Annotated in this window: 27 protein-coding genes; 2 read left to right on the top strand and 25 right to left on the bottom strand. The window is 36.0% G+C overall.

What is annotated here, in order from left to right; genetic code table 11:
• Positions 1-66 precede the first annotated feature (66 nt).
• The 17 genes from ACZ5N5_RS17195 to ACZ5N5_RS17275 all read right to left on the bottom strand — a co-directional run bounded on the left by ACZ5N5_RS17195 (position 67) and on the right by ACZ5N5_RS17275 (position 17,407).
• Positions 67-414, bottom strand: a complete 348-nt coding sequence (locus ACZ5N5_RS17195; RefSeq protein WP_109984485.1) for a small basic family protein — start codon at positions 412-414, stop codon at positions 67-69.
• Complete coding sequence (locus ACZ5N5_RS17200; protein WP_277677818.1) at positions 415-1,149, bottom strand: DUF881 domain-containing protein; 735 nt, start codon at positions 1,147-1,149, stop codon at positions 415-417.
• Positions 1,149-1,835, bottom strand: coding sequence for a DUF881 domain-containing protein (locus ACZ5N5_RS17205; protein WP_054787604.1), 687 nt, complete (start codon positions 1,833-1,835; stop codon positions 1,149-1,151). The genes ACZ5N5_RS17200 and ACZ5N5_RS17205 overlap by 1 nt, the downstream gene beginning before the upstream one ends.
• Positions 1,825-2,619 (bottom strand): cell division protein FtsQ/DivIB, encoded by a 795-nt coding sequence (locus ACZ5N5_RS17210; RefSeq protein ID WP_109984487.1) that lies wholly within the window; start codon positions 2,617-2,619, stop codon positions 1,825-1,827. Before ACZ5N5_RS17210 ends, ACZ5N5_RS17205 begins: the two co-directional genes overlap by 11 nt.
• A 200-nt stretch (positions 2,620-2,819) precedes the next feature.
• Complete coding sequence (gene spoVE / locus ACZ5N5_RS17215; RefSeq protein ID WP_277677817.1) at positions 2,820-3,929, bottom strand: stage V sporulation protein E; 1,110 nt, start codon at positions 3,927-3,929, stop codon at positions 2,820-2,822.
• Positions 3,930-4,012: 83 nt separating this feature from the next.
• Complete coding sequence (gene murD, locus ACZ5N5_RS17220) at positions 4,013-5,359, bottom strand: UDP-N-acetylmuramoyl-L-alanine--D-glutamate ligase (protein ID WP_464372830.1); 1,347 nt, start codon at positions 5,357-5,359, stop codon at positions 4,013-4,015.
• Positions 5,356-6,339 (bottom strand): phospho-N-acetylmuramoyl-pentapeptide-transferase, encoded by a 984-nt coding sequence (gene mraY, locus ACZ5N5_RS17225; protein WP_109984490.1) that lies wholly within the window; start codon positions 6,337-6,339, stop codon positions 5,356-5,358. The genes murD and mraY overlap by 4 nt, the downstream gene beginning before the upstream one ends.
• 112 nt (positions 6,340-6,451) lie before the next feature.
• The gene (locus tag ACZ5N5_RS17230; RefSeq protein WP_425454581.1) at positions 6,452-7,924 is read right to left on the bottom strand and encodes a UDP-N-acetylmuramoyl-L-alanyl-D-glutamate--2,6-diaminopimelate ligase; all 1,473 of its coding nucleotides are present in this window, start codon (positions 7,922-7,924) and stop codon (positions 6,452-6,454) included.
• An 88-nt stretch (positions 7,925-8,012) separates the two neighbouring features.
• Positions 8,013-9,935: a stage V sporulation protein D gene (locus ACZ5N5_RS17235; protein ID WP_109984492.1), complete on the bottom strand. Its 1,923-nt coding sequence runs from the start codon at positions 9,933-9,935 to the stop codon at positions 8,013-8,015.
• Between the two features lie 84 nt (positions 9,936-10,019).
• Positions 10,020-12,194, bottom strand: coding sequence for a penicillin-binding protein (locus ACZ5N5_RS17240; RefSeq protein WP_277677815.1), 2,175 nt, complete (start codon positions 12,192-12,194; stop codon positions 10,020-10,022).
• Between the two features lie 11 nt (positions 12,195-12,205).
• Positions 12,206-12,592: a cell division protein FtsL gene (gene ftsL / locus ACZ5N5_RS17245; protein WP_109984494.1), complete on the bottom strand. Its 387-nt coding sequence runs from the start codon at positions 12,590-12,592 to the stop codon at positions 12,206-12,208.
• A gap of 38 nt (positions 12,593-12,630) precedes the next feature.
• Positions 12,631-13,566, bottom strand: a complete 936-nt coding sequence (rsmH, locus tag ACZ5N5_RS17250; protein WP_277677814.1) for a 16S rRNA (cytosine(1402)-N(4))-methyltransferase RsmH — start codon at positions 13,564-13,566, stop codon at positions 12,631-12,633.
• Between the two features lie 21 nt (positions 13,567-13,587).
• The gene (mraZ, locus tag ACZ5N5_RS17255; RefSeq protein WP_109984496.1) at positions 13,588-14,019 is read right to left on the bottom strand and encodes a division/cell wall cluster transcriptional repressor MraZ; all 432 of its coding nucleotides are present in this window, start codon (positions 14,017-14,019) and stop codon (positions 13,588-13,590) included.
• 161 nt (positions 14,020-14,180) lie between these two features.
• Positions 14,181-15,803: a bacillithiol biosynthesis cysteine-adding enzyme BshC gene (gene bshC / locus ACZ5N5_RS17260; protein ID WP_464372831.1), complete on the bottom strand. Its 1,623-nt coding sequence runs from the start codon at positions 15,801-15,803 to the stop codon at positions 14,181-14,183.
• 277 nt (positions 15,804-16,080) lie between these two features.
• Positions 16,081-16,545: an RsfA family transcriptional regulator gene (locus tag ACZ5N5_RS17265; RefSeq protein WP_109984498.1), complete on the bottom strand. Its 465-nt coding sequence runs from the start codon at positions 16,543-16,545 to the stop codon at positions 16,081-16,083.
• A gap of 120 nt (positions 16,546-16,665) precedes the next feature.
• Positions 16,666-16,839 (bottom strand): 50S ribosomal protein L32, encoded by a 174-nt coding sequence (gene rpmF, locus ACZ5N5_RS17270; RefSeq protein ID WP_054859554.1) that lies wholly within the window; start codon positions 16,837-16,839, stop codon positions 16,666-16,668.
• A 31-nt stretch (positions 16,840-16,870) separates the two neighbouring features.
• Entirely contained in the window at positions 16,871-17,407 is a 537-nt protein-coding gene (locus tag ACZ5N5_RS17275) for a YceD family protein (protein ID WP_342767743.1), read from the bottom strand.
• Positions 17,408-17,658: 251 nt separating this feature from the next.
• On the opposite strand from ACZ5N5_RS17275, the gene ACZ5N5_RS17280 reads away from it, so the two are divergent.
• Positions 17,659-18,864 (top strand): nucleotidyltransferase, encoded by a 1,206-nt coding sequence (locus ACZ5N5_RS17280; RefSeq protein ID WP_054787606.1) that lies wholly within the window; start codon positions 17,659-17,661, stop codon positions 18,862-18,864.
• 17 nt (positions 18,865-18,881) lie between these two features.
• Here the strand turns inward: ACZ5N5_RS17280 and ACZ5N5_RS17285 are convergent, their stop codons facing one another.
• Positions 18,882-19,901 (bottom strand): SepM family pheromone-processing serine protease, encoded by a 1,020-nt coding sequence (locus tag ACZ5N5_RS17285; RefSeq protein WP_277677812.1) that lies wholly within the window; start codon positions 19,899-19,901, stop codon positions 18,882-18,884.
• Positions 19,902-20,082: 181 nt separating this feature from the next.
• Between ACZ5N5_RS17285 and ylbJ the strand changes: the two genes are divergently transcribed.
• Positions 20,083-21,261, top strand: a complete 1,179-nt coding sequence (gene ylbJ / locus ACZ5N5_RS17290) for a sporulation integral membrane protein YlbJ (RefSeq protein ID WP_109984500.1) — start codon at positions 20,083-20,085, stop codon at positions 21,259-21,261.
• Here ylbJ and coaD read toward each other — a convergent pair.
• The 7 genes from coaD to ACZ5N5_RS17325 form a co-directional block, all read right to left on the bottom strand.
• Entirely contained in the window at positions 21,258-21,737 is a 480-nt protein-coding gene (gene coaD / locus ACZ5N5_RS17295; protein ID WP_109984501.1) for a pantetheine-phosphate adenylyltransferase, read from the bottom strand. The genes ylbJ and coaD overlap by 4 nt on opposite strands.
• 4 nt (positions 21,738-21,741) lie before the next feature.
• A complete protein-coding gene (rsmD, locus tag ACZ5N5_RS17300; RefSeq protein WP_464372832.1) occupies positions 21,742-22,299 on the bottom strand; it encodes a 16S rRNA (guanine(966)-N(2))-methyltransferase RsmD in 558 nt (185 codons plus the stop codon).
• Between the two features lie 257 nt (positions 22,300-22,556).
• The gene (locus ACZ5N5_RS17305; protein WP_054787607.1) at positions 22,557-22,832 is read right to left on the bottom strand and encodes a YlbG family protein; all 276 of its coding nucleotides are present in this window, start codon (positions 22,830-22,832) and stop codon (positions 22,557-22,559) included.
• Positions 22,833-22,940: 108 nt separating this feature from the next.
• Positions 22,941-23,384 carry a YlbF/YmcA family competence regulator gene (locus tag ACZ5N5_RS17310; protein ID WP_109984502.1) on the bottom strand — a complete coding sequence of 148 codons (444 nt, stop codon included), beginning with the start codon at positions 23,382-23,384 and terminating at the stop codon, positions 22,941-22,943.
• 63 nt (positions 23,385-23,447) lie between these two features.
• Positions 23,448-23,681 carry a YlbE-like family protein gene (locus ACZ5N5_RS17315; RefSeq protein ID WP_054787608.1) on the bottom strand — a complete coding sequence of 78 codons (234 nt, stop codon included), beginning with the start codon at positions 23,679-23,681 and terminating at the stop codon, positions 23,448-23,450.
• Between the two features lie 13 nt (positions 23,682-23,694).
• On the bottom strand, positions 23,695-24,075 hold the full coding sequence (gene ylbD, locus ACZ5N5_RS17320; protein ID WP_054859560.1) for a spore coat protein YlbD: 381 nt from the start codon (positions 24,073-24,075) through the stop codon (positions 23,695-23,697).
• 72 nt (positions 24,076-24,147) lie between these two features.
• The gene (locus ACZ5N5_RS17325; protein WP_109984503.1) at positions 24,148-25,188 is read right to left on the bottom strand and encodes a CAP domain-containing protein; all 1,041 of its coding nucleotides are present in this window, start codon (positions 25,186-25,188) and stop codon (positions 24,148-24,150) included.

Raw genomic sequence — 25,188 nt, forward strand, 5'->3', positions numbered from 1 at the left:
TAATGAAAAAAATATCAAGAAAATTGAATTCTCCAAGATAATTCTACACTTTTTGACAAAAAACCGTTATTTTTTTATAAATCGGTACTTTTCCAATAGTAATCTTCTAATTATTGCCAAGTTCTGAAACAATCTCACACCAAATGCAAAAATGGCAGCAAGATATAAGTCAATTCCAAGCTGAACTCCTAGGAATGCTAAGAATGCAGCAAGTGAGACATTGAAGAAGAAACCTGTTATAAACACCTTTTGATCGAATTTATCTTCAAGTTGTGCTCTTATACCCCCGAATAGAGTATCTAGTGCGGCTAATACAGCAATGGATAAATAATTGGCATATATATCAGGAATCGTTATATTTGTCAAAAACCCTAGAATTAATCCCAAAACTAAAAACAATGCAGGCAGCCACATCTATTCTTCACCTTCTTCAATGGAATCCAAAACCTTAAGCCCATCTAAATTAATAGGAGCGTCATATGCTGGTAATACAAGTTCGGTTACTTTTTTAATTTCTAATCGTATATCTTCTAAGGCAAAATAATCTCTGAGCTCACTAACTTCCATATGATCGATTAAATTATTGCTATCACTTGTTAGGACATAGATAGTTGTCGGCAAATCTCCGATTGAGCTTCCATTTACATACACATTATTATTGACATCACGTATTGGGGAAATATTGATGATTCGCTCATTTCCTATCGCAATATCAGTCGCTCCATAATCATTGAGTTCGTTAACTAAAAGCTGTAGTAACTCTGCATTGAGTTGTGGGTATTCAAGATTATTTTCCTTATTACTAAAAAGAGGTTTTAAGCTGATGGTTATACCTTGTCCCTTCTTTTCAGTCAAACCAGCATTTTCCTTTAAATCACCAATGGATTCTTTCAGTGAGGAAATTTGTTGATTTTCTGATTGCCCATTATATTCTTGAAGAACCTTTTCAGCTGTAGCAATTTCATTGTAAAGTGCTTCTTGTGATTCCTGTTCTTCTTTAATACTTGTACGAATTTCCCAAAGATCTCGAGTATCCCTCTGATCTGTTTGTTGATTAGTAACAAATAGGATGGCAATCATAAAACCAATGATTAGACAGATAAAACTAATCCATAGTTTTTCTTTATTTTTCAAGCGATTCATTTTCATCACGTTTCCCTTGCTAGCATCTCAATATTTGATTTTTTTTCAAGTTTTACCTCTACATTATCTTGCACAAGATTATCCACTACACCGTTCTGAAGATTTAAACTCACCTCTAAGGTGTGCTGATCTCCAATTGCTGTTATGACAAATGGTGCTGGGAAGTTGTTTCCATCAATAGAGATTACTGGTCCAACACAAGAGATAGAGCTGTGACGATAGATTCTTTGTCCATTTATCGCAATGGCCTTTGCACCTGCACTATACAGTTCGTTCACAACCTGATGAATGTGCCGGTCATGCACAATGTATTGATTGGCATGCTCTTCTTCTGGTATATAACTTGAATCACTTAACGTAACTGCTACCCCATCACCTGAAACAGAAAGCTCACCTACAAGCTTTTGTAGATTAAGCTTCTGGTCAACTAGATCCTTTAAAACATCCGCTTCATTAGCCAATTCCTGCTCTTGTGTCTGTATTTCTTGTCGGATATTAGCAAGCTCGTTTCTTAGTTGCTTATTTTTATCCTCTAATTCGATTAATTGTTGTCGATAGTAATAATCCTGCTCCCAATCTTTTTCACTTAGTTGCGTTACTTCATTTTTGGATTTAGTATACTGATAACTAAATGTTAACAAAAATCCAAGTACAAAGAAAACAAAAGCAAAAATAAGCTTCCTACTCTTCATCTTTTTCCTCCAACAATTTTTGTTCCTCTTCATTCACATCATATGGAGTAAAGACGGCACCTCCATCATCTATCTTAATGACCCCTTTCTTGTCTCCTTCTAATTGACTAACGATAGAAGGATAGGTTTTCAAGTTTGATGCAAAGTCTCTTGCCGTTGTTTCTACTTCGTAGCCATCATTCATATATAACCTTATAATATATGGATTAGTATCAGATGGTTCACTATGTATTTCTGAAATAAGTGTTCTAATATACCTCGGCAGCTTACTCAATTCATTAGCTAAGCTTTGAAGATTGTTCGCATCTTTAAACTGAAAAATCATAGGGACGCTGCCATCAATCACTTCTTTATTTACTTGCTCCAGAATAGTTCCATCCTCCAGTACAGGATACATCACTTGTTCAACTGTCATATAGCCTATATGTGTTAATTCAGTCACTTCAATTTTAATCGTGCCCGGTAACTTTTTTGAAACCTCTGCTTCTTTTATTTGAGAATGATCACGTAATGCTTCTTCTACTTTATTCGATTGTGTGCCCCAGAAATTGGTATCAAGATCTAATTTACTTGTTTCAATAATTTCGTCCTCTGTTAGAAATTGCTCACCCTCTACTTCAATTTTACTTATATTACTCAATGGAGACTGTAAGTAAATACCCACCAATATTAGAATGAAAAATATTACTATGTAAATAATTAATTTTCGATTTGCTTTTTTTCTACGCTCTTGCTTCAGTTTCGGAATACGATCCTCAATCGAAACTACCCTTTTCTCTTCCATTTTTGAACTTCCTTTTTTATCATTCTTTTTAATAGAATGGTATTTAACAATTATAGCTATCACAAAAATTATAACACATCCTCGTACACATGAAAGCATCCAAATTAATCAAATAGTATTTTTTTCAAAACATTCTCTCAAGGTAGTGAAAACCATCAAAAAAGCATTTGTCAAGAATGTTGACAAATGCTTTTTTCGCTTTATTTCCTATACTTGCTAATATTAATTAATATTCCTACTGAGCATAAGGTAAGTGTCAAGGAAGATCCGCCATAGCTTAAAAATGGCAGAGTTATCCCTGTTACTGGGATTAAACCAATTACAACACTAATATTGATCATAACTTGAATGGCTATCATTCCAACTATTCCAATAGCTAACAGTCTTGCAAATAGATCTGGAGCATGTATAGCTACTAAAATTCCTCTCCAAATAAATAAAAAGAATAATGAGATGACAAACATTCCACCAATAAACCCTAACTCCTCAGCTACAATAGCAAATATAAAATCATTATGAGGTTCAGGTAAATAAAAATACTTTTGAAGACTATTCCCAAAACCAACTCCAAATAACCCACCAGGACCAATTGCATAGAGTGATTGAATAATTTGGAAACCATTTCCTAATGGGTCCTGCCAGGGGTCTAAAAAGGCAGTAATTCGGTTAATACGATACGGTGCAGAAATGATTAGAAGTAAAAACCCGATCAAACCAAAGCCAGCTAAAAATACAAAGTGTAATATACGTGCTCCTGCAACAAACAATAATAAAAAGCTCGTAAGTACAAAAACCATACCTGTTCCTAAATCAGGCTGAAGCATAATTAATAAAAACAAAAGAATGATCATCGTAAGGGGTGGAATAAAGCCTTTTCTAAATTGTGTTAAAGTATTCTGGTGATGAACAAGATAACCACTTAAAAACAAAATCATACCTAGTTTCATAAATTCAGCAGGCTGGATACTAAAAGCACCTATTCCTATCCAGCTTCTAGCTCCACCTCTAACCATCCCAATACCAGGGATCAATACTGCAATAAGAAGAAGGATACATCCAATAAAGATCAATTTGCGATACTTGACCCATTGAAAATAAGGAATGTTAGAGACAATAAACATAAAAATAACGCCAATACCCGCAAACAGTAATTGTCTTTTTAAAAAGTAAAAAGAGTCGTTAAATTTATACTCCGCCCAAATGGAGGAAGCACTGTATACCATAAGAACTCCTATCGCTAAAATGGCCAAAATGACAATAATAAGAAAACGATCACTTGACTGTTTATTTGCTTGGACAGTATTTTGCATAAAAAAACCCCCAAATCATTATAGATCTTGGGGCTATGTTGATTGAAAGTCAATGAAGCTTAATTATAGTAGACATGCCCCTACTATAATTTATGCACAGACTCTACAAACATGTTTCCTCTCTCTTCAAATGTTTTGTATTGATCCCAGCTAGCACAGGCTGGTGATAATAGAATAACATCTCCTTCTTCTGAAAGCTTGAACGCTTCCTTAACGGCTTCTTCCATATTATTTACAGTTGCAATACTTTCCAGACCAATTTTCTCAGCAAGTGCTTTTAATTTTGGTGCTGTTTCTCCAAAAAGGACGAAACTTTTTACATTTTTTAAATAGGGTGTCAAATCATCAAACTCGTTCCCTCTGTCTAATCCACCTGCTAACAATATTGTAGGTTGTTGAAAAGACTGTAATGCTTTGGAGGTTGCAAGGATGTTCGTTGCTTTAGAATCATTGTAAAAAAGTCTACCTTCGATATTGTCTACAAATTGCAATCGGTGCGATACTCCAGTAAAGGTAGTAAGTACAGATTTTATTGCCTCATTAGAGATACCTTCCAGCTTTGCCACTGCTATTGCTGCCAAGATATTTTCAATATTATGCTCACCAACCAATGCTATTTTCTCAATCTCTATTATTTTTTCATTTTTATAATAAAGTGCTATCCCATCACTATATGTACCATTATCTAATTGCTCCTTCGTACTGAACGGAACTAAGTTAGTCTCTGCCTGTTGAACCATTAATTCTACCATTTGGTCGTCGGCATTGTATACAAGAAAATCACCTGTTGATTGGTTTTTAAAAATGTTCGACTTTGCCTCCATATAATGATCTAGCGTATGATGATAATCTAGATGTGCTTCGAAAAGATTTAGCACAACTGAAATACTAGGTTTAAAACATTGAGTTCCTAACAATTGAAAGGATGAAAGCTCTACAACTAATGCTGCACCGTCCTCTATGGTTTCTGCTACCTCTGATGCTACCAGTCCAATATTACCAGCAACCTCTACTTTACGACGATCTTGTTTATACATCTCGTAAATCAGGGTCGTAGTCGTCGTTTTTCCATTCGATCCCGTAATTCCAACTAATGAATCCAGTTCAAAATAATAGAGTAATTCAATTTCTGTAAGAACAGGTAGTCCTCGTTCCGTAGCTTGACGAACTAGGGGGTTCTCATATGGTATTCCTGGGTTTTTTATAATTACGTCAATACCATCTAATAAGGAGAGAGGATGCTCTCCTAAGATGATTTCCATACCTAGATTTTGTAGTTCTTGAACATGGGCATCAGATTCTACTGCCTTTAAATCATTTACTATCGTCTTTATGCCATTTCTATTTAGTAGTTTTGCAACAGCAGTACCACTTTTAGCTAATCCTAGTACGAGCACACTTTGATAAGGGAACTTTTTTAGTTTTCTCATGATGTCAACACCTCAATATAAATACCTAATATAGCAAATAGAATTCCAACTGCCCAAAATGTTGTAACAACTCTCCATTCAGTCCAGCCTTTTAATTCATAATGATGATGTAATGGGCTCATTCGAAACACACGCTTACCAGTTGTTTTAAAAGAAATGACTTGAATGATAACAGATAATGTTTCAATAACGAATACACCACCTATGATGACAAGAAGGACTTCCAGTTTTAGCAGAATTGCAATTGCTGCAATAACTCCACCAAGTGCTAATGATCCAGTGTCTCCCATAAATACTTTAGCTGGATGGGCATTAAACACAAGAAATCCTAGCAATGCGCCCACTGCACTTAGAGCAAACAAGGTAACCGTAAGATTTGGTGTACCATACCATGCTAAAATGGCAAAAGCTCCGAAAGCTATTGCCGCTGTACCTGCAAGTAAACCATCTAACCCATCTGTTAAATTGACGGCATTAGAGGAACCCACTAACATAATAATAATGAAAACAGCATAAAACCAACCTAGTTCAATATTTAATTCTGTTCCTGGAATAGAAATATTTGTCGGAAAATCTTGTTGTTTTAACACCACATAAAAAATGATCGAAATGATAATTTGCCCTAATAGCTTTTGCTTAGAGTTAAGACCTAAATTTCGTTTCATAACCACTTTAATAAAATCATCCAGAAAACCTAATAGACCAAACCCTAATAGCACTAAAAGTAAAAGGCTAATCTCGAAGTTCCAACCACTATTTACCTTTAAGGTTACGATTATACTTGTAATTGCAATACTAAGAATAATCATTAATCCACCCATTGTCGGTGTTCCCGATTTCTTTTGGTGTGATTTAGGACCTTCCTCTCGAATGCTCTGTCCGAATTTTAATCTCTTTAAAAAAGGGATAAAAATAGGGGATAGTAAGACTGTAATCAAAAATGCTATAGCTATTGTAATTAAAAAAGTATATTCACTCATCTATGTTCTCTCCAATCCACTTACATACCCTACAAAAGCATCATCATTCCTGTTCATGAATAATGAAACCCTTTAGGATGTTCCCAACTAAATTACTAATTAATCGAGGAAGTTAACCACGTGTAAGATTTGTCAAAATACGCTGTGCTATTTCTGCATCATCAAAATCTAATACCTCTTCACCGATAATTTGATATGTTTCATGTCCCTTACCAGCTATGAGAATGACATCACCTTCATTAGCAGAGTGTATTGCTTCTTTTATTGCTTCCTCTCGATCAACAACCACTTGATAATTGTCAGCATTTAATCCTTTTTCCATATCTTTAATAATCGCTAGTGGATCCTCCGAACGAGGATTATCTGACGTAAAAATAGCTTGATCTGCTAATTGACATGCAACAGAAGCCATTATTGGTCGTTTTGTTCTATCCCTGTCGCCACCACAGCCTACCACAACATAGATCTTCGCTTTACTGAATGATTTTATGGTTGTTAAAACATTTTGCAAAGAGTCTGGAGTATGAGCATAATCAACAATGACACCAATACCTAAATCATTCTCAATTGGTTGAAATCTTCCATTTACTCCATTTGTTTCTGCTAATACCTCTTGAATTAGTGGTAATGGTACCCCACTGTAAAAAGCAGCTGCTGAGGCAGCTAGCATATTGTAGACACTAAATAATCCCATTAGCTTACTATTTATTTTAACGATACCTTCAGGTGTTTTCATGTCAAAGCTGACACCATTTGCTCGAAGTACGATATTTTCAGCCCTAAAGTCAGCTTGCATCTCAATACCATATGTTACAACTGGCTGTGCTGTTGCTTTGATAATAAATTCACTATTTTTATCATCCATGTTGATAATGGCATATTTGTTTTTATCTACCTCATAGTGATTGCCTAATTGAGCAAATAATAAGCTCTTTGCGAATAAATAATGATTCATCGTTGGATGGTAATCCAGATGATCTTGCGTTAGGTTTGTAAATACTGCTATATCAAATTCTGAACCGTGCACTCTACCTTGGTCTAAAGCATGTGAGGATACTTCCATGATAGCCGTATCTACCTTTTCTGTAACCATTTGATGAAAGCTTTTTTGTAAAAATAGTGCATCAGGTGTTGTATTCTTCACTGGGTAAACTTGATCGTTAATTCGCATCTCTATTGTTCCAATAATACCCGTTTGTTGCTGATTTTTTTTACATATTTCATCAATTAAATGTGTAACAGAGGTTTTTCCATTCGTGCCAGTAACCCCGATTAATTTCAATCTTTGTGTAGGGTGTTGAAAAAAAGCATTGGCAAGTATTGGTAAAACCAGATCCGTATTTGATACTCTAACTACAGGTATGTCCACGTCTAGTTCTTTTTCTGCTACAATTACAGTAGCTCCATTTTCTACTGCTGATTGAGCAAAATCATGTCCATCAACCGTAAAGCCTTTTATACAAACAAATAGTGAACCTTTCTTTACCTCACGATTGTCCTTCTCCACACTTGTTATCATTATTTCATCGATATTATGATTGCATGTATAATTAGGTACATTTTTAAGTAATGCAGTTACATTGATCATCATTTGTCACCTTACTTTCTATTCCTTTATCCACAACTATAATATTATACCAAAACTTCTGTCACATATCGATAAATCTTTGTAACTATTTATCCCCAAGCACTATACGTATTTTACTACCTTCCTCTACCTTTTCTCCTGCATTTGGTGCTTGATCAATAATATAGTCTCCTTCCCCTAAAGTTTCAATTTGAAGAGATATCATATATTCTGGAAGTTCTGACTTTTTCATACCAATTAACTCAGGTACTTCAATCTTTGGATTTTCTGGCCATTGGTATTTTTTCTCGACTCCATTCTTTTGCTTTGGAACATCTAATGCTCGTAAGCTGTCATCAATTATCGTTCCAACTATTGGTGCAGCCACCACTCCACCAAACTGAACGGCTCCTTTAGGATTATCAATGGCAACATATACTACAATTTCTGGATCATTCGCTGGGGCAAACCCTATAAAGGATACAACATAATTATTCTCCATATACTGTCCGTTTTCCCCTACTTTTTGAGCAGTACCAGTTTTCCCTCCAACTCGGTACCCTTCAACATAAGCATTTCTACCAGTTCCTAACGCTACAACATGTTCTAAGGCATTACGAACTTCCTTGGAAGTCTCAGTGGAGATTACTCTTCTTTTTAATATTGGTTCATTTTCGTCGAGAACTTCCCCCGTTACTGGATCTAACAATGCCTTTGCAACGTATGGCTCATATAAATAACCTCCATTAACCGCAGCCGAAACGGCCATAACCTGCTGAATAGGAGTGACGGATACTCCTTGCCCAAAGGAAGTTGTCGCTAGTTCTACTGGTCCTACATTTTCCAGATCAAATAGGATCCCACTTGCTTCTCCCTGTAAATCAATACCTGTCTTACTACCAAATCCAAAATCTTCAATGTAGGAGAATAGCTTCTCTTTGCCTAATTTTTGTCCGAGAACGATAAATCCAGGGTTACATGAGTTTTGGACAACCTCCAAAAAGGTTTGATGACCATGCCCGCCACTTTTCCAGCAATGCAAGTGAGTTCCACCAACCTCAATACTCCCATCATCGTTATACGTATCCTTTAATAGATCTACCTTTTGTTCTTCCAACGCCGCTGCAAGTGTTATAATTTTAAAGGTAGATCCCGGTTCATAAGTACTCCATATCGGTAAATTACGGTTGTACACCTCTGGATCGATTTCTTGATAGTTTGCTGGATCAAATGAGGGTCTTGATGACATACCCAACACACTTCCATCATTCGGATTGACGGCAATTGCAATGGCGCTATCAGGATTAAATTTTTCAACAGCAATATCTAATTCTCTTTCTATGATAGTTTGAACACGGTCATCGATTGTTAGCTGTAGGTGAGCCCCATCCTCAGGAGGTGTATACTTATCAGCCATTTGAGGCAAACGCATCCCCTTTGCATCACTATAAAATGACAAGCTACCTTCTTTACCACTTAGCTGATCATCATAGAATAGCTCTAATCCTGTTAATCCCTGATTGTCTATCCCACTAAAACCTAAGACGTGTGATAAATAATCACCATTAGGGTAGTGTCTTATGGAATCTTCGGCTATATAGACACCCTCTAAGTTTAGTGATTGTACTGCGACAGCTTTTTCCTCGGATATTTTTCTACCTTCCGGAATTTTTACGATTCTCTCCATTTTAGTAACATAATCCAATGCAGATTCATAATCCATATCTAACACTTTAGCAAGCTCTCTTGCCGTTTTTTCTGGTTCCGTTACTTGCCGAGGCACAACCATTACTGTGGGCGCAGAAACGTTTTCTGCTAACACTTCCTTATTCGTATCTAGAATTTGCCCTCTTTCTGGCTCAAAGACAATATCTCTGCTCCATAGCTCCTCTGCTTGTCCGATAAGAAAATCGGACCAAATAAACTGCACGAATCCTAGGCGAAATAGGATGATTAATAAGACGATAATCGCAAAAAGAAACACAGTGACAATTCGCTTTTGAACCACCATATTGGTAATACGCTTCATAGCAAATCTCCTTTAGCAAAAAGAAACTTTTTGTCCCAATATATGTGTGAATCAAAATGAATAGAACACTGTGATCATTCTCAATTAGCTTTCTTCTTCTTTATTACTACTTTCTTTTTTTGGCTCCGATAATTCTATCGTTAAAGTATCTTGACTCGTAATAGGTTTCCCTTTAGCTATACTTTGTTTCACGACATAGCCCTCACCGGACCAATCTAAATTAAATCCTAACATATCACGAAGTACTAAAACTTCTCTTCTTGACCAACCTGTAAGATCTGGTATTTTAGGTTGATCTGTAACAATAAATATTTTTTGAATTGGTGTAATTTGTTCACCAGCATTAACACTTACATCCATGATTTTGTTCCCGTCTCCAATTACCTCATAGGTTGCACCAAGGGAGTCAAGACTTTCCGTCAGCTCACTTGTTGACTTATTTTTCCATTCGGGCACTTCTATTACATTAACAGGATCTGTTTTTTCTTTATCTGCGTCAATATTTAAGTACCGCAAACTATTTTCCATTACATTTCTAAATATAAAGGAAGATGGTGCAGAATCTGGTTCATCATCCTCTAGCTCTGGTTGCTTTACAGAAACATACATCATAAGTTCTGGATTATCAGCAGGAGCCATACCTAAGAAGGAAAATACATAGTTTTCTCTTCCCGTTAAATATCTACCTGTTTCAGGATCAGGGATTTGTGCTGTTCCTGTCTTTCCTGCGACAGAATATCCATCCAAGTTGTATCGATTATAACCTGTACCTACTTTTGAAGTAACGACTGTTTCTAAAATTTTCAATGTCTTTTTTGCTGTCTCGCTTGAAATAGGCTGTCCGACGACCTCGCTTACACCTTTCGAAATCGTTTCACCTGATTCCGCATCCTTTATTTCTTTAATAATGTACGGTTTTAACATTTTTCCATTATTAGCAACCGCAGTAGCAGCCTGCATTAGTTGTATAGGGGTTGTGGTTGTCCCTTGTCCAAATGCTGTCGTTATTTGTTCTATCGGATAGTTATACAGAATGCTCCCGGAAACTTCCCCAGGAAGGTCAATTCCAGTTTTTTCTCCAAATCCAAATGCCTTTAAGTAATGTAAAAACTTTTCAGATCCGATTTTTTCATAGGCTAATTTAGCAGCAGCTACGTTAGAGGATCGCTGAATCCCCTCTAAATAGGAGATATTTCCCCACCCAGTCCAGTTATGATCACGAATCGCAGTAATATTTTCTCCACCTTTGTATTTTCCTGACTTAAATTTCTCATCTGGATTCCAAACACCTTCCTCAATAGCTGAAGCCAAGGTGAATATTTTCATTGTTGAACCAGGCTCAAATGGATTGGCTATAGCGTCATTGTACCAATTTTGGACATCGCCTAGATTATTTGGATTAAAGCTCGGTCGATTCCCCATTGCCAAGACCTCACCTGTTTTTGGGTCCATAACAATTGCTGTCACTCGTTCAGGATTATATTCTTTTACTACTTCTGTTAAGGAGTCCTCTAGTAATGTTTGAATTTTTTGATCCAAAGTTAAGTAAACATTGTCTCCATCATCTGCTTTATTAATAATCTCATTTGGGTTAAGAAGTTTCACGTTGAATTTATCTCTTTGGTAAGAAATACTTCCACTTTCCCCTGTTAAATATTCATCCATGGACCCTTCTACTCCACTAATCCCGATAATATTATTATCTTGTTTGTCTGTTAACCCAATGGTATGGGACGCGAAGGTTCCATTTGGATAGAAGCGAATCGGTTCCTCCATAAAATATATTCCAGGTAGATCTAGTGCTGCTATATCATCTTTTTGTTCTTGATTTAACTCCCTAGAATTGGAACCAAATTCAACCTGAAACCTATCATCTTCTTTTCCATTTTTTAAGATTTTAGCAATTTCGCTAGCTTCCAAATCAAGATGTGGAGCTAACTTCGCAGCAGTAGTCTGGATATCTATGACATGTCTTGGCTCGTCTTCATTTGTAGTATACTTCTCATCCAAGACTGCATACAAACGATAGACAATATGCTCCTGTGCTAAAGCCATTCCTTTTCGATCATAAATCGTCCCTCTTTTAGCAGGAATTGTATATTCATTTGTTCTCTTCTCAGCAGCTAATTTCTTAATATCTACTCCGTTCACTTCACCAGTTGCTTGGATATACACAAATCTCCCTACAATAATCAAAAAGGCAATAGAAAATAGACATATCCAAAGAAGAGGCATTATTTCTGTACTCTTTTTTTTCATATTCTTTTCACCTATTCTGCTACTTCACTTGCTTGCTTCACTTTAGCATTTTGAATTTCCAGGCCGTGTTTTTTGGCATTAGCAATGATGCGATCTGGTTGACTTAATTCCTTTACTTCATAAGATAAATTTTGATTTAAAGAAGTTTGTTGACTTATCTCCGTATTCATTGTTTGGATGTTACGGTTTAATTGATCGATGTGTGAGCTAAAATAAACCATGTAGGCAAGTCCTAGTAATAATCCGAAAGCAAATAAAGAGTACAAAAACTTTTCCCCACGAGTAATCCATCGCTTCTGAACGGCTACTCTTTTGCGTACAATATTGGGTTGCTTCGTCTGTTGATGCTCTTTCCAAGTTTCGTGATTTTGAAAATTTCTTGCATGTTGTGTGCTCATTTTTGTTCCACCCTTCTCCTAAATAGTTTCGAATTCAACTACTTTATTTTTTCTATAACCCTAAGCTTTGCTGATCTAGCTCTTCTGTTTTCTGTCAATTCTTCATCTGAAGCTATAATTGGCTTTCTAGTCACTAATCGAAAAGAAGGCTGATGTTCCTCTGGTATTATAGGTAAATTTTTTGGAAGATCTGGTGCCTTACTCCACTTTTTGAAAATTTGTTTGCAGATACGATCTTCAAGAGAATGAAATGTAATGACCGATATTCTTCCGTTTACTTTTAATAGCCTGCCAGCTTGTTCGATAGCTTCATGAAAGGCAGTAAGTTCATCATTCACAGCAATTCGAATAGCTTGAAAGATACGTTTGGCAGGGTGACCGCCTTTTCTTCTTGCAGGTGCTGGTATTGCTTCTTTAATAATATCCACTAATTCATATGTAGTCTCGATTGGTTTTTCTTGTCTTTTTGCTTCTATTTTCCTTGCTATTTGCTTTGAGAATTTCTCCTCACCGTATCGGAAGAAAATAGAAACAAGTTCTTCATAGCTCCATTCGTTTACAACGGTATATGCATCTAATCCATGCTCTCTATCCATTCTCATATCTAATGGGGCATTGTGCTGATAACTGAAGCCTCTCTCTTCCTGATCCAGTTGTGGGGAGGAAACACCTAGATCAAATAATATCCCATCTACATTTGGTATAGCTAATTTGGATAACTCCTCCTCCAAAAATCTAAAATTACGTTTCACAAAAGAAATTTGATTTATAAAAGGTTGGAGCCTTTCCTTTGCAGCATCTATTGCCTGTTGATCTTGATCAAAGGCGATCAATTTCCCTTTTTCATTCAGCTGTTGTAATAAATATTCTGAATGTCCACCGCCACCTAATGTACAATCGACGTATGTTCCATCAGGTTTAATATGTAAGCTATTCACTGTTTCCTTTTTTAGCACGGTATAATGTTCAAACAAAAGGTCACCTCTTTTCTTGCTTTACATTTCGAAATCCAACATGTTTTCTGCTATTTCCGCGAACGACTCTTCTGATTCGTCAACAAATTCATTCCATTTCGATGCAGACCAGAATTCTACACGATTGGAAACCCCAATAACAGAACATTCTTTTTCAATTTGTGCGTATTTTCTTAAAGGTGCAGGAATATTTATTCTGCCCTGTTTATCAATCTCGCATTCCACTGCCCCTGAGAAGAAGAAGCGCGTAAAGGCCCTTGCATCTTTTTTGGTGAGGGGTAGTTTTTTTAATTTCTCTTCAAGCAGGCGCCATTCGTCCATTGGATAGGCAAATAAACATTGATCCAGTCCACGAGTAATCACAAATTGTTCCCCAAGGTTATCTCGGAACTTGGAAGGAACGATAATTCTACCTTTATTATCAATGTTATGTTGATATTCCCCCATGAACATGTTAGGCCACCCCACCTTCTTACCTTATCGTACCACAATCCCCCACTTTGTACCACTATTATTTCAAAAATTGTCCTTCCAATTTTTTATAGTCGTAAAATCCACTTTTGAGCAATAAAAAATAGAGCTAGCAAAGGCTAGCTCTATTTTTTATTGAATACCTATATATACACAATATAATGCTGGTCATTTACTTTGATCTGATTCGTCGTTAGTTCAGATATGATCGAATCTCCATAATGATTTAGAAAATAAATAATATTCCATATTCGTTCTTGTAAGCCATTTTGTGGACGTACATGTAATTGAATATAATCATACTCTTTAAGATTAATCTCATACTTACCTGCAATTTGCTTTTCTATTCGATGGGTCAATTGGTCAACATGATCAAACAGATATTGTAAATTCTTTTCTGCATACATTCCTAAATCATCTTGAACAGTTTTAGCATAACTCCTAATTGGTTGGTGCGCCTCAGCTATGACAGATTTTAATTGCTCTCCTAATAAGGAAACGGGAGGGTTTGCTTGTTGGGCTATCCAATTTTGTTTTTCCTTAGAGATACCGTACTCTATCGCGCTAGAGGCAGATATGCCATATTTATTTAATAGCTTTTGTACTTTTCGTTCCATAAATGTGATCGATACACGTGGTAAAACGGGAGGCATTTTTATTGCCACTGAATGGAAAGCTGGCTTCAGAATAGACCAATAAGCCACCTCACTTGGTCCGCCTAGAAATGCTAATGTAGGAAAGAGCTTTTCCTGCATAATAGGTCTTGTTACAACATTATTGCTTAGCTTCTCTGGATTAGAGTGCGCAATTTCCAAAATTTCAGCTTCTGACAACTGATATTCATAATTTTTGCCTACCCAATCTTGGTTTTCCCGTTTTAATAAAATCCGTTCATTTTGGTTGTGAAAGAATAGATGCCCATCATTCGCTTCAACATCAACAGAGATTGGATAGCCTTTTTGTCTAAGCTGGTTTAAAGCAGTATAAACCCCTTCACTTATAGGAGACTGTTGTTGAATAAGTTCTTGAAAATAACGAGACTCTAGCTTTCTAACTAAAGCATCACCAGAATCAATCAACACAATTCCCGAAGCTTTAAATAAATCATGAATGAAATTCGCAAAAAAGTCTACAAGCGTGACAGATTTTTCTAAAAACGATACTAGTCTTGCATATAAATCCTTCGTATAAGCAGTCTCATCAAGAAAGTGGAACACCTCATCGAGCCAACGTTGGGCTTCTTGTTTGTTCCAGTTTCGATGAGAAACCGAAGCTTTTTCAGAGCCTTGATTGTCTAAAACAACTTTGTTCCATTTAAGGTGATCTGCCAAAAAAACATGATTCACTTCATCATAATCGTGATCTTCTCCCGCAATCCAAAAGACGGGAATAACCGGTATATTCAATTTTTGCTCTTGTTCTTTAGCGAACTGAATGATTGAGATAATTTTATGTATTGTGTAAAGTGGGCCTGATAATAGTCCAGCTTGTTGCCCCCCTATAACGACAACACTTTCTTCATTTTTCAACATTTCGATATTTTGAAAGGTAGCATTAGATCCATTCCACCTTTTATTAAGCGTTTTTAACACATTAGCTAAACCATCTCTATCGAACGTTCTTTCTTTCAAATCTTGGACACGTTGTGTATATACATCCTTATCATATGGTAAATAATCAAAATATTTCATCAATTCATCAGACTGTTTCTTGTAGTCTTGGAGGAATTTATTATTAGAATTGAGTCTAATTGGTTCGATATGCATCGATAACAGGCTCCTTTTATTATCATTATAAACTGTAGTAATTCATTAGTATTTTACATAATCCATTCTCTAAACGCACACATTTTGTTTTAGAATAGGGTTTTAAAATTCGATAAAGGAATAAGAACCTCATCCAATAATCAGATGAAGTTCCCTACTTAACGCATACCATTACATATTTTCTCAAGAATATTCTGCTACATTGTAATTCTTCACTTGCTATCATTTATACTTTTCTGAATGAAAATTAAGCTTCCCACTCATTGCCTTCTATTAATCAATGATTTTTCCCTTTTTTTCTCCATTTGTCCATAATGGCTTCAATCTCTTGAAACACTTGATTACATTCTTCTAATTGTTCCTTCAAGAGATCATTTTCCTTCTTTAGCAATGTAAGCTTTTCGGTAATGTCACTTTTTTGATAATAGGAAGATAATTTTTCTAATGAATGAATTAATGCGGAAATATTCGGTAAATCAGTTTCTGCCTTATCAAAAAATGGTTCTTCAGACATGGAAAGCTTTTTACGGTTACTCTTAGCTAGTTGGATCGCTTCCTCATAATGCTTCCTCAATGTAGCATTCCATCGAAAGCCACAAGCTGCAGATGTCCTTGATAACATATTACCTACCTTCTTAAATGCCTCTAATTGTGTTTTCCCCTCTCTTATATAGCGTAAAACAGTTTCTGCTAGTAATATGTCCTCATCCTTTGTCCACGCATCCTGACGATGTCCTTGCATTCATCCACCTCCTCTATATTTCTGCTATCAATGTATGCAATTAATAGAAGAGATAGACTCGAATCGATAAAAAAATAGTGTGAGCAACTTATAAAGTTACACACACTATTTTAGGAATTATTATTGTTCTACAACTTGTTTTCCATCATAATGTCCACAAGATTTGCATACATGGTGTGGCTTTGTTAGTTCACCACAGTTAGAACATTCAACCATACCAGGTACGAATAATTTTTTATGAGTACGTCGTTGGTTTTTAACTTTTTTTGAAGTTCTGCGCTTAGGTACTGCCATGCATTACACCTCCTTTAAGCAAAGCAAGGAACTATCCTTTACTATCTTCATCTTTACTGTTGTCATCTAATAAGGCTTTTAACTTCTCCAACCGAGGATCCACCTTTTTCGTTTGTTCCTCTTCTGTAATCAGTGTCCAGCCGTCACCTTCTTCTATCGTATTTGCTTCCAGCTCATCTCTGCTAGCAAATACCCGAAAAGGTGTTTCTAATAATACATTTTCCTTGATGTATGGTACTAAGTCAAGCACCTCTGAGTCAATCACATGTACCTCATCATCTTGCTGATAAGGGGAAGTTGAAAAATTTTCAATAACATGAATAGAAAAATCATATGGCACATCCACTAAAGTTCTAGCACATGGTAAAATCATCTCACCTTTGATCGTAAAATCACACATTACTTCTGTGCCGTCTAATTTAGCAAAACCTTTCACTTTTACAGGGGTTATTTCTCTAATATCATTATCTAATTGAACGATATCTGAAATATTCACAACTTCTTCAAACTCCATTGGTTCACCATGGGATTGCTTTAATTTTTGTAAATAAATTTTGATATGAATCACCTCAAGGCAACAAGAAATATTTTAAAAGGAAATTACTAATTTGTCAATGTTTTTTCTTTACACAACAGGAATCTAAAAAATTCACGTACCCGAATAGAGGGCGTAAAGGCCACCACCTCGATGCTTGGCGGTAAAAAGTTTTTCCAACAGACTTCCCTCTATGATATACTATCGACAAGAATTATCTTAATTCCTATATATTCCACTTTAACAATATTGAGTGGTTATTGCAAAAGTTTAGGGAGGTTATCATGAAGGCTTGTGGTTTGATTGTAGAATACAATCCTTTTCATAATGGTCATCTTTATCATGCGCGAAAGGCGAAGGAAATATCCAATGCAGATTGTACGATTGCAGTCATGAGTGGAAATTTTCTGCAACGGGGTGAGCCTGCTATTATCGACAAATTCTCGAGAGCAAAGATAGCTGTTGAACAAGGGATTGACCTTGTTGTCGAATTGCCATACTATTATGCAGTTCAGCATAGTGAATTATTTGCAAAAGGAGCTATTACGTTACTAAGTGCACTAAAAGTCCACTCTGTTTGTTTTGGTAGCGAGCATGGTGACATTGCAGGATTTAACCAAATACTAGGGCTTCTGAGCAACCATCAAGATACTTATATAACCTATTTCAAACAAGCCTTAACAGAAGGAAATTCTTATCCTAAGGCTCACGAAAAGGCCTTCTATCGGATTGGTGGAAAAGATCTCCCTGTTGATATTGCGAAACCAAATAATATACTCGGGTTTCAATATGTACACAGCATTAACGAAATTGATCGCTCTATTACACCACTTACCATTCAAAGGATCCAAAACGACTACCATGATCAAGTGATTTCGGAGCCAATTGCTAGTGCAACAAGTATTCGTAACGAATTGTTAAAAGAGAAGCTCCCTGACAAAATATTAAAAACTACCATTCCTAATACAACAAGAAGGATTTTATTAGAATATAAAAAAGATCATAGCTATTGGCATGATTGGGAAAAATACTTCCCGTTGTTAAGATATCGAATTCTAACAATGACGGCTGACGAAATAAGCGGAATTCATGGTGTGGTGGAAGGTCTCGAGCATCGATTAATAAATGCAGCGAAGGAAGCTATATCATTTGAGAGCTTTATGAAAGCAATAAAAACGAAGCGTTATACTTGGACAAGTCTTCAACGGGTTTGTACACATATACTTACCAATACCACAAAACAAGAGATTATTGCAAAGATCCATACCGAAATGGAGCCAATTCGTATATTAGCCATGTCTTCTGTAGGACAGCAATATTTAAATCAAAATAAAAAGCAAATCTCGGCATCTGTTTACACGAGTATAAAGAAGCCATATCCTAATCATTTGCTTGATGAGCGATTAGCAGCCGCTTATTACAGCATATTGCCAATACAAAGCCAACAAGAACAAATAGCACAAGATTACATGCCTCCTTATCGGCTGTAATCTTGTGTAAAGATATATCAATTGGAGAGATTTTCTAAATATTCTACTGCATCCTTGAAGTGATCAACTGGAACAACTTTCATATCTGTACCTATCTCTTCTGCAACTTTTTTTGCCACTTGATAATTGGAGTTATCTCTGCCATTTTCATTTGGTGCAAAGAAAATATCACTATTGGCACGATCGGCTGCTACCACCTTTTTGTCAATTCCGCCAATTCTCCCAACATTGCCATCATAATCAATCTCACCTGTTCCTGCGATTTGAAAGCCATGTGTCATGTCCTCCTCTGTTAACTGATCATAGATTTCCAAAGAAAACATTAATCCAGCACTTGGACCTCCTATATCTCCACTTGAGAAGTTGACTGCTGGTTTTTCTGTGACTTCTCGATTAGTGACTAACTGAATTCCAATTCCCGGTTTTCCATCTAGCTCTTCCATTTTTACTAATTCTATTTTCTCGTTAAATTCTTTTCCATCTCGTTGAATTTTTAACTGTATAGTATCCCCAGGTTGTTTACTAGTAACAGCTTGGATAAGGTCATCCGCTTCTTGGATTTGATCATGATCGATTTCTATGATCTTATCTCCTGGCTTTAATATTTTTTCAGCAGGCATTCCTTCTAACACGGATACGACATACACTCCCTCATATTCAATATCGATCTCACGATTTGCTGCTTGATAAGCAACTACGGTAGCCGCTTCTTGGGAGCTTTCCATCATCATTAATTGTAGCTGATGATAACTATCATTAGACATCCCTTCTGGCAACACTTCCTCAATTGGCAGAATTTCATGATAGTCTCTCACTTTAGCTAATAAGTATTGAAAAGGAGTAGCTTGCCCTCCTTGAATTGTCACAAGATGCATATCCCCTTCACTTTTATATCCATCTGTTACTTGAACAACTGGATTCAAAGCGTCCGCACTTCCAGGTTTATGTATATAAAACGGTAACTGATAGCTGAAAAATAAAAAAATTGCTACTAAGGCTACGATATAACCAGTAAATCTAAGCGTCTTTCCCTGCATGAAATCCCTCTTTCTTTTTTTAACTTCCATTATCTCCATCAATATAAAAGTATATATTTCTATCGAGAATCATATATCTTGAATGATGGTTGTCCTAAAATTAGCCGGATACAATCCATGCTCATTTTACTACTTATTCCATTTTACGTACAGAATATTGTCGAAATAAGGAGGAAGCAATTTGAAGCAAAAAATCATCTCTATTATTTATGCTTCTTTTATTATATTTATTGCAGCATCCGTTATTTATTTTCCGCAGACTGTGTTAAGTGCTAGCAAACGAGGTTTAGAAATGTGGGCAGGTGTTGTTTTTCCCTCATTACTCCCGTTTTTTATTGTTGCTGAATTATTTATAGCATTTGGTGTCGTACATTTTATCGGTGTACTATGTGAACCGTTCATGCGACCATTATTTAATGTACCAGGTGTTGGTGGCTTTGTTTGGGTGATGGGTATGGCAAGTGGTTACCCGTCAGGTGCTAAATTCACAGCAAGATTACGTCAAGAAGGACAACTATCCCAAATTGAAGCAGAGAGACTAGTTAGCTTCACTAATTCATCTAATCCATTATTTATTATTGGTGCTGTAGCAATCGGTTTTTTTCATGATCAACAGCTAGGTATACTCTTAGCATTAACCCATTACATCAGTAATTTCTTTGTAGGTATCTGTATGAGATTTTATAAGAAAAATGAAAGGGAACACTACATAAGAGAGCCGTTTTCGATTAAACGTGCCTTCCAAAAACTCCATCAAACGCGAATGAAAGATAAACGCCCATTTGGAAAAATACTAGGTGATGCAGTTATTCATTCCATTCAAACATTACTATTAATTGGTGGTTTCATTATTCTATTCTCTGTTCTCATTAATATTATCCAGGAAGTAAAGCTTGCACTATTTTTCTCTCATTTTATCGGAGTTATTCTCAACTTTGCTGATCTCCCAAAAGAACTAGCGATTCCTGTCCTCTCAGGGTTGTTTGAAATCACCTTAGGAGCTCATGAGATTGCACTTGTCGAAAAATCCAGTATGTTAATGAAGGCAATTGTGATGTCTTTTATTTTAGCCTTTAATGGGATGTCTGTGCAGGCACAAGTAGCAAGTATTCTTGCTGAAACGGATATTCGTTTTCGCCCCTATTTCTTTGCACGACTCATTCATGGATTAATTTCTTGTATAGTAGTCATCGTATTATTTCAACCAATTTATCAACAAAAAAGTGCGATCCATACATTCTCCCAACAAGGAGTTAACTATTTAGAAAGTTCACTTGATTTACTACAAGCTACTGGTATTCCACTTACACTAATGGCATTGGTTATATATTTCTTCCTTATGTTTCAACAAAAAAACTAGCTAAATTTAGCCTTCAATGCTTTATCAACTGGGGGTGGAACAAGATCAGAGACATCTGCATGATACTTAGCTACTTCCTTTACCATACTTGAACTAAGAAAAGAATATTGATTATTAGTCATCATAAAAAATGTTTCAATTTCTTCGTTTAATTTTCTGTTCATTGAGGTTATTTGCATTTCATACTCGAAATCGGAAACGGCACGTAACCCTCTTAGTACAGCTTGAGCGTTCTTACTTTTGGCATAATCCATTACCAGTCCTGCACAGGAATCTGTTGAAACGTTCTCGAGGTGGACAGTTGACTGTTTCAATAACTCCACTCTTTCCTCTACAGTAAATAGAGGGGTTTTCGATTGATTATTAAAAACTGTTACGATTACTTGATCAAAAATCTTTGCACCTCGTTGTATAATGTCTAAATGACCATTCGTAATTGGATCAAAACTTCCTGGATAAATAGCTAGTTTAGTCATATGTTTAGTCATCCTTTCTTAAAATGGTAATTGCCGTCGTATTGCCATAATTATCTTGTTTCTCGACTTGATATCCTTTGATCGGTAATGGGAAGGAATAGTAAACGTCATGTTCGCAAACGACGATACCTTTATCTTTTAACAGGTTATATAAGTTTATTTCGTTTAAAATCTTTTCATATGGTATTTTTTGGTATGGTGGATCTAGAAAAATCATATCTAGCTTTAATTCCCGTTTCTTTATTGCCTTAAGTGCCCGTAAGGCATCGTTACGATAAATCTCAACTTGTGAATCGATTCCTAGCTGTCGAACATTTGTATGGATAACAGAAATCGCTTTAGGCTGTTTATCAACAAAAATAGCCTTTTCCATCCCTCTACTTATCGCTTCAATACCAAGTGCTCCACTACCAGCGAAAAGATCTAAACAAATTCCTTGATCGAAAAATGGACCAATTATCTGGAACAATGCTTCCTTTACTTTATCCGTCGTTGGACGTGTTAACTTATTTGGAACTGCTTGAATACGGTGCCCTTTATATTTTCCTGCAATAACTCTCAAATTATTACCTTCTTTCTAGCGTGAATCTATCTTACTATAGCACGCATTCAATCTTTTACTCAAATACTGATGTATATTTTTAAAAAAATTGTCCAAACTTTTAGTAGAGCAACTATTGGTTGCTTAATTCGGAGAAGACTTACATTTCCCCATAAGTTCTTCCTCCGGTTTCTCCTCTCCCTTTTCTTTTTATTTTCTGATAGAAAATAAAAAGAACCTGCAACAGTTGGTTGCAGGTTTTTTTTATTCTATAGGTATTAAATACCCATCTTATAATCATATTCTTTAGCCTTATCAATTGACGTACTCTCGAACTCTGTTTTGATAAAAGGCTTATATGATGGTTCTACCTCTGTAACGTAAGATAATTTCAATAATGCAGCCATTACTTCGTCTAATTCTTCTTGATTAACATAAATAATGGCATATTTAAGCTTTTTCGATACATGAATCAAATGACCATATCGTTTTAAATGCTTGACATGTTTCATTTGGTGGAACCATACAATGACTGCTTGGCGTTTTACTAGCATGATTATCCTCACCTTTTTGAAGATTTACCCCACAAATAACTACAATTAGACCTAGATTAAAAGCAAAAATCAAATAGAGTAAACTGTCATACCCTTTTCTCTAATCCATTAAGAAGCTCTACAGCCACAGCCTCCACTTCCAGAGCCACAACCACAGCCTCCGTCAGTTAATAAAGCTCCATCCTTTGGCACTTTCACTTTATCACTAACACTAAAGGCAACGATTTGACTAATTTCATCCAGTAATCCTTGAAGATTCGTTTCAGCAACTTTATATGTAGCAATAGTCTCGTGCATGTCCATCTCTCTTTTTGCTACACGCATCTCTTTCATAATTTTACTATAATCAGGGTGGTAACGACCGAATCGCTCTACTTCCTCATATAATTCTTTCATTTTATTAAATTCTTTTATTAGCTTCTGCGCATCATTATCTTGCTCCATGCGCTTTTTTGCCTCGTCATAAGCTTGTTTTACTTCAGATTGAAGTACCATTTGGCCTAAAGCCTCGGATTTATCTAAAATATCAACAATTTCCATTGTTGCTATCATCAAAACACCTCCATATTTGTATCATATCAACTTTTGGGCAAAAATAAAAGAGGCAGCATTCAATTAATCATTCATTGAACCTGCCATCTGCATTAGTAATTGCACTAATTGAATATTTTGCTGTGTCTTTTCAAGCCTCTGCGGAAGTGTCTTTCCGTAATATTGCTTCGATGTATATTCCAGTTCACGCAAACGATTCTTATCCCTTGATAAATAACGATACCATTCAGGATTTTTTCGAATGAAGCTCCACAAGTCTTCTCTTTGTTGCAAATAATGGTAAGTTTCTGGCTCCAATTTTATACCTCCTCTAATCTCGCGTTCTAAATGCAAATGGATCTGGTCTATTGGTTACGTCTTGATTAGAAGAATTGGTATAATCCTTATACTGACCAATTAGACCGACAACCTGGTTAATGGCTCCACTCAAATCATTGATATGTTTCTCTACCTTGTCAAGATCTAATTGGCCTAGCTGCTTTAATATTTTGGCATGTAGTGAATCGCTTTCTTCCTTGTTATGTTCTGATTTGTTCTCCTTCCAAATGGGATCATCTTCACCAAGTAATACAAACTGCTCGTAAAGTTCCTGCCAAGTCGATTCCCCACTCCGAACTTTTTTCACCAGCTCAGGATGGTCTTTTATAAATGCTTTAAATTGCTTAACAGATGGATGGAGTGAATCAGTCATGATCGGACTTCCTTCCTTTTACTAGTATCCACTATAGTCTATGTTGAAAATAGTGACATGTGTCAATCCGTATTATTTTTGTAAAAAGTTTTGGGTATAGTAAAGGTGGTAGGCACCTGCTCCAAGATGGGTATATTCTTCTTTTAATAAGGCATCTCTATGACCTTCGCTATTTAACCAGCCATGAATGACTGCAGGTACATCAACATAGTTTGCAGCAATATTCTCTCCCGCAGATAAATAATAGGCATCTGCATTGGTTAAACGCTCCTTTAAACCGTCACCATTAAGACTATAATGAGAAAAATAATTCTGCTCGAACATATCCTTACTATGGTCCTTGGCTGCTTTCGCTGCTAAATCATCCCAAGATAATTCACTCACGTTATACTGAGCTCTGATAAGATTAGTTACATCCAAAATCTGTTTCTCCATCCCTTGCTCAATCCCTTTCCATTCTTCCTTAGAAGGGTTTTCTGGCTCTGTTATCGTTCCAGCATAATAAAGCTCATAAGGCTTTTGTATCTCCATCAGTTCCTTGTTCATATACCGTACACCTGCTAAAATTTGTTCATATTGGTCAAAATATAATTGAACATAGTTGTTATCGGATAACTTTACAACAGGTCGTAACTTTAAATCCTTGTCTGATAATTTAAATCGCAAATTATCAAATTCTATTTCATTCTTTAGTTCGTATGAGTCTGAAATTTCCTGATAGGCTTGACCAATTTTAAAGGGTTGGATGGAGATAGGTTCAGATGGTGTATAGATCGAAACTATCTTGTTTTCTTTAACACCTATCTGAAAGTATTGGTCTTTCTCTTTATAGATCCACCACTCGTATCCATAGGGTGTTGGATCTATTCGATCAGCTTCACCATAATTATCTATTACTTTTTGCACATCTTTGTTCATATATTTCCATATAACATGTTGATAGGCCATAATTGGATGATCTTTCGCTAAATTTTCCTTGTTCGATGGACCTTTGTTTGACACGACATTTTTTTCTGCACGAATTTCTACCATTTCCTCTTTCGTTAAATAAAAGCAAAGAAATACTACAACGGGGATGCCTATGATTAATAGTATCTTGATTCTTGTTTTCAT

This window comes from Gracilibacillus sp. JCM 18966 (assembly GCF_055392695.1).

Bases quoted from the DNA above. Each gene is read 5' to 3' on its own strand.
- ACZ5N5_RS17205 (WP_054787604.1), bottom strand. From the start codon at position 1,835: ATGAAGAGTAGGAAGCTTATTTTTGCTTTTGTTTTCTTTGTACTTGGA.
- ACZ5N5_RS17265 (WP_109984498.1), bottom strand. From the start codon at position 16,545: ATGCAAGGACATCGTCAGGATGCGTGGACAAAGGATGAGGACATATTA.
- ACZ5N5_RS17285 (WP_277677812.1), bottom strand. From the start codon at position 19,901: ATGCAGGGAAAGACGCTTAGATTTACTGGTTATATCGTAGCCTTAGTA.
- murD (WP_464372830.1), bottom strand. From the start codon at position 5,359: ATGAGAAAACTAAAAAAGTTCCCTTATCAAAGTGTGCTCGTACTAGGA.
- ACZ5N5_RS17235 (WP_109984492.1), bottom strand. From the start codon at position 9,935: ATGAAGCGTATTACCAATATGGTGGTTCAAAAGCGAATTGTCACTGTG.
- ACZ5N5_RS17210 (WP_109984487.1), bottom strand. From the start codon at position 2,619: ATGGAAGAGAAAAGGGTAGTTTCGATTGAGGATCGTATTCCGAAACTG.
- ACZ5N5_RS17240 (WP_277677815.1), bottom strand. From the start codon at position 12,194: ATGAAAAAAAAGAGTACAGAAATAATGCCTCTTCTTTGGATATGTCTA.
- rpmF (WP_054859554.1), bottom strand. From the start codon at position 16,839: ATGGCAGTACCTAAGCGCAGAACTTCAAAAAAAGTTAAAAACCAACGA.
- mraZ (WP_109984496.1), bottom strand. From the start codon at position 14,019: ATGTTCATGGGGGAATATCAACATAACATTGATAATAAAGGTAGAATT.
- ACZ5N5_RS17200 (WP_277677818.1), bottom strand. From the start codon at position 1,149: ATGAAAATGAATCGCTTGAAAAATAAAGAAAAACTATGGATTAGTTTT.
- ACZ5N5_RS17280 (WP_054787606.1), top strand. From the start codon at position 17,659: ATGAAGGCTTGTGGTTTGATTGTAGAATACAATCCTTTTCATAATGGT.
- bshC (WP_464372831.1), bottom strand. From the start codon at position 15,803: ATGCATATCGAACCAATTAGACTCAATTCTAATAATAAATTCCTCCAA.
- ACZ5N5_RS17195 (WP_109984485.1), bottom strand. From the start codon at position 414: ATGTGGCTGCCTGCATTGTTTTTAGTTTTGGGATTAATTCTAGGGTTT.
- coaD (WP_109984501.1), bottom strand. From the start codon at position 21,737: ATGACTAAACTAGCTATTTATCCAGGAAGTTTTGATCCAATTACGAAT.
- ftsL (WP_109984494.1), bottom strand. From the start codon at position 12,592: ATGAGCACACAACATGCAAGAAATTTTCAAAATCACGAAACTTGGAAA.
- mraY (WP_109984490.1), bottom strand. From the start codon at position 6,339: ATGAGTGAATATACTTTTTTAATTACAATAGCTATAGCATTTTTGATT.
- ACZ5N5_RS17310 (WP_109984502.1), bottom strand. From the start codon at position 23,384: ATGATAGCAACAATGGAAATTGTTGATATTTTAGATAAATCCGAGGCT.
- ACZ5N5_RS17325 (WP_109984503.1), bottom strand. From the start codon at position 25,188: ATGAAAACAAGAATCAAGATACTATTAATCATAGGCATCCCCGTTGTA.
- ACZ5N5_RS17305 (WP_054787607.1), bottom strand. From the start codon at position 22,832: ATGCTAGTAAAACGCCAAGCAGTCATTGTATGGTTCCACCAAATGAAA.
- spoVE (WP_277677817.1), bottom strand. From the start codon at position 3,929: ATGCAAAATACTGTCCAAGCAAATAAACAGTCAAGTGATCGTTTTCTT.
- ylbD (WP_054859560.1), bottom strand. From the start codon at position 24,075: ATGACTGATTCACTCCATCCATCTGTTAAGCAATTTAAAGCATTTATA.